Raw genomic sequence first — 3,373 nt, forward strand, 5'->3', positions numbered from 1 at the left:
CGCGCTCGCCGGACGCCTCGCCCCCGGCGGCACCCTCGCGCTCGTCGAGGGCGGCCTGCCGTGGCGCTGCCTGCCGCGCGACTTCGGCTTCGGCCGACCAGGGCTGCAGGCCCGCGGCGACGCCCTCGACGAGGACTGGTTCGCCGAGATGCGGGACGGCCTGCCCGACGCCAAGCAGGACACCGAGGACTGGGCGGCCCTCATGACGGACGCGGGCCTTACCGGCGCGACCAGCCGCACCTTCCTCCTCGACCTGCCCGCTCCGCTGTCGCCGGACGCCCGCGAACTGGTCGTCGGGCTGTGGCAGCGCCGCCGCGACAACTTCACGCCGGACGTCCCGTCCGACGACGCCGAGACGGTCGCCCGGCTCCTCGACCCGCAGGACCCGCAGGGCCTGCACCAGCGGGAGGACCTGTTCCTGCTGGCGGCGCACACCGTGCACGTCGCGGTGAAGGCTTAAGGGCGGGCCGGCGGCGAAGGGGCGGCGGGGCATCGCGCGTCGTCGTCCCGCGCGTCGTCGTCCCTTACGTATACGACGACGCGCGCGCCTCGCGGCAACAGCTCCCCGCACGCCCGGAAGTGCCGGTCGAGCACCTCACGCTTGACCGCCTCGCCGGGGACCGCGTCCGCGGGGGCGCCACCGGGGTCCCCGACCGCGATGATCCGTCGCTCGCGCAGCATCCGGTCCCGCAGCTGCCGTGGCGGCACCTCGCCGGTGCCCGCAGATCCCATGTCGTGGGCAGCAGGGAGACGGCACACAAGGCGACGACGACCATGCGGATACGCCCGGGCAGGCGCGCGCCTCCCGGGAACGCCCCTGCCCGCCTCGTTGCCGAGCCGCGTCCTCGCGCTCGGGCTGACCGCCCACGACGGCACCCTGCGCGTGATCACCGGGCGCAGCCCGAGGCGCACCCACCTCATGGACGAGGCCACCGCCGCGAGCACCGTGTGTGCCCGCGCCGGTGGCCCCAGCCGCACGGAATGGCAGGCCTACCTGCCCAACCTCCCTTACCGGAAGGTCTGTTGAAGCCCGCGATCGGGCTCGGGCTCAGACGACGTCGAACGCGGCCGGGTTCGGGCCGAGCCGCCGGTCCTCGTTGAGCGCGCTGATCGCGCCGAGGTCCTCCGGGTCGAGCTCGAAGCCGAACACGTCGATGTTCTCCTGGATCCGCGACGGCGTCACGGACTTGGGGATCACGACGTTGCCGAGCTGGACGTGCCAGCGCAGGACGACCTGGGCCGGGGTGCGGCCGTGCTTCTGGGCGATCGCGATGATCGCCGGGACCTCCAGGAGGCCCTTGCCCTGGCCGAGCGGCGACCAGGCCTCGGTCGCGATGCCGAGCTCCGCGTGCTTCTCGCGCAGGGCGTGCTGCTGCAGGTGCGGGTGCAGCTCGATCTGGTTGACGGCCGGGATGACGGACGTCTCGGCGGTCAGCCGGTCCAGGTGCTCGGGCAGGAAGTTCGAGACGCCGATGGCCTTGGCGCGGCCGTCCGCGGCGATCTTCTCGAACGCCCGGTACGTGTCCACGTACGTGTCCTTGGACGGCAGCGGCCAGTGGATCAGGTAGAGGTCCACGTAGTCGAGGCCCAGCTTGTCGAGCGAGGTGTCGAAGGCGCGCAGGGTCGCGTCGTGACCCTGGTCGGCGTTCCACAGCTTCGTCGTGACGAAGAGGTCCTCGCGGGCCACGCCGGAAGCGGCGATGGCCTTGCCGGTGCCCTCTTCGTTGCCGTAGATGGCCGCGGTGTCGATGCTGCGGTACCCGGCCTCCAGGGCCGTGGCCACGGCCTTCTCGGCCTCGTCGTCCGGCACCTGCCACACGCCGAAGCCGAGCTGCGGCATCTCGACGCCGTTGTTCAGGATGATCGGGGGGACCTTGCTCACGGGGTGTCGATCCTTCTGTCGTCGGGTGGTACTCCCATGGTCAACGATCACGGGCGTACGCGCATTCCTGTGGGGGCACTGCCACGGGACTCTTTCCGACTACCAGCATGCCATTCACGTACGTGAATCATGTGCCGGGGTCTGAGCCTCCCCGTGCGTCGCTTCCCCGTGTGTCCCCAGATACGCCTCGCGCACGCGCACGTCCGCGCGGACCTGCGCGGGCGTCCCCTCGGCGAGCACGCTGCCCAGATCGAGCACCACGACCCGCGCGCACAGCTCCATCACGAAGGCCACGTTGTGCTCGACGAGCAGCACCGCGCACCCGTCCTCCTCGGCGAGCCGGCGCACCGTCGCCGCCAGCAGGGCGCGCTCCTCGGCCGTCATCCCGGACGCGGGCTCGTCGAGGAGCAGGACGCGCGGGCGGTCCGCGGCGGCCCGCGCCAGCTCCACCATGCGCGCCCGGCCCACCGGCAGCGTCCCCGCGTACGCGTCCGAGAACGCCTGCAGGCCGCAGGCCTCCAGCAGCGCCCCCGAGCGGTCCGCGTCCGCGCCGCCGCGCCGCCACTCCTGCGCGACCAGCAGGTTGTCCGCGACCGTGAGCTGCCCGAAGAGCTGCTGGCGCTGGAACGTGCGGCGCATCCCGTGCCGCGCCCGCCACACCGGGGAGCGCCGCGTCACCTCCACGCCGTCGAGCAGGACCCGTCCCGCGTCGGGCCGCCGGATGCCGGAGACGACGTCGAACAGCGTGGTCTTGCCCGCCCCGTTCGGACCTATCAGGCCGCACACCTCGCCGGCCGCCAGACGCAGGTCCACGCCGTCGAGGGCCCGGATCCCGCCGAAGCGCACGCCGATGCCCTCGGCCCTGAGCAACTGCGTCATGACCGGCCCGCCTCCTTGGGTTCTGCGGTGGCCGCGATGCCGAGATAGGCGTCCGTGAGCCGTTCCGCCTCGACCTGCTCGCGCGGCCCGCACCAGGTCACCCGGCCCTGCGCGAGGTACGCGACGGTGTCCGCGACGCCGAGGATCTCGGACGCCTTCTCCTCGACGAGGAGCAACCCCGTTCCCGCGTCGCGCAGTTCGGCGAGCAGCCGGTACACCTCGTCGACGACGCGGGGCGCGAGCCCGAGCGACGGCTCGTCCGCGACGAGCACCCGGGGCGGGTTGTGCAACAGCGGTGCGAGCGTGAGGAGTTGCTGCTCGCCGCCGGAGAGCGAGCCCGCGGTGACGTCCCGGCGTGCGGCCAGACCGGTGAAGCGCGCGTACACCGCGGACCGGTCGCTGCGCGCCGGGAGGTGGAGGGCCAGGTTCTCGTCGACGGTGAGCGACGGGAAGATGCCGCGCCCCTCCGGCGCGAGGACGACCCCGGCCCGCGCCCGCCGGACCGCGCCCTCACCGCCGGCGGCGCGCCCGGCGACGTACACCTGCCCCTGTCCCCGCAGCGGCGGGAGGAGTCCGGCCGCCACCTTGCACGTGGTCGACTTGCCCGCGCCG

Annotated in this window: 5 protein-coding genes and 1 pseudogene; 2 read left to right on the forward strand and 4 right to left on the reverse strand. The window is 73.5% G+C overall.

The window, feature by feature from the left end; translation table 11 throughout:
* Positions 1-460 (forward strand): annotated as a pseudogene (locus G3I40_RS41085) (SAM-dependent methyltransferase); the annotation flags it as partial.
* Here the strand turns inward: G3I40_RS41085 and G3I40_RS41090 are convergent.
* Positions 457-732 (reverse strand): hypothetical protein, encoded by a 276-nt coding sequence (locus G3I40_RS41090; RefSeq protein WP_164559908.1) that lies wholly within the window; start codon positions 730-732, stop codon positions 457-459. The pseudogene G3I40_RS41085 and the gene G3I40_RS41090 sit on opposite strands and share 4 nt — an antisense overlap.
* 97 nt (positions 733-829) lie before the next feature.
* Between G3I40_RS41090 and G3I40_RS41095 the strand changes: the two genes are divergently transcribed.
* A complete protein-coding gene (locus G3I40_RS41095; protein WP_164559909.1) occupies positions 830-1,027 on the forward strand; it encodes a hypothetical protein in 198 nt (65 codons plus the stop codon).
* 21 nt (positions 1,028-1,048) lie between these two features.
* Here the strand turns inward: G3I40_RS41095 and G3I40_RS41100 are convergent, their stop codons facing one another.
* From G3I40_RS41100 to G3I40_RS41110, 3 genes are all read right to left on the reverse strand, one after another.
* Positions 1,049-1,840: an aldo/keto reductase gene (locus G3I40_RS41100; RefSeq protein WP_164559912.1), complete on the reverse strand. Its 792-nt coding sequence runs from the start codon at positions 1,838-1,840 to the stop codon at positions 1,049-1,051.
* Between the two features lie 156 nt (positions 1,841-1,996).
* Positions 1,997-2,761 (reverse strand): ABC transporter ATP-binding protein, encoded by a 765-nt coding sequence (locus G3I40_RS41105; RefSeq protein WP_164559910.1) that lies wholly within the window; start codon positions 2,759-2,761, stop codon positions 1,997-1,999.
* On the reverse strand, positions 2,758-3,373 hold a 616-nt coding region (locus tag G3I40_RS41110), incomplete at its 5' end, for an ATP-binding cassette domain-containing protein (RefSeq protein WP_164559911.1). The genes G3I40_RS41105 and G3I40_RS41110, both read right to left, overlap by 4 nt.

The sequence above is a fragment of the Streptomyces sp. SID14478 genome (assembly GCF_010548525.1).
Taxonomy (GTDB): domain Bacteria; phylum Actinomycetota; class Actinomycetes; order Streptomycetales; family Streptomycetaceae; genus Streptomyces.

Excerpts from the sequence above, each read along its gene's own strand:
- G3I40_RS41105 (WP_164559910.1), bottom strand. The coding sequence starts at position 2,761 with ATGACGCAGTTGCTCAGGGCCGAGGGCATCGGCGTGCGCTTCGGCGGG.
- G3I40_RS41090 (WP_164559908.1), bottom strand. The coding sequence starts at position 732 with ATGGGATCTGCGGGCACCGGCGAGGTGCCGCCACGGCAGCTGCGGGAC.
- G3I40_RS41100 (WP_164559912.1), bottom strand. The coding sequence starts at position 1,840 with ATGCCGCAGCTCGGCTTCGGCGTGTGGCAGGTGCCGGACGACGAGGCC.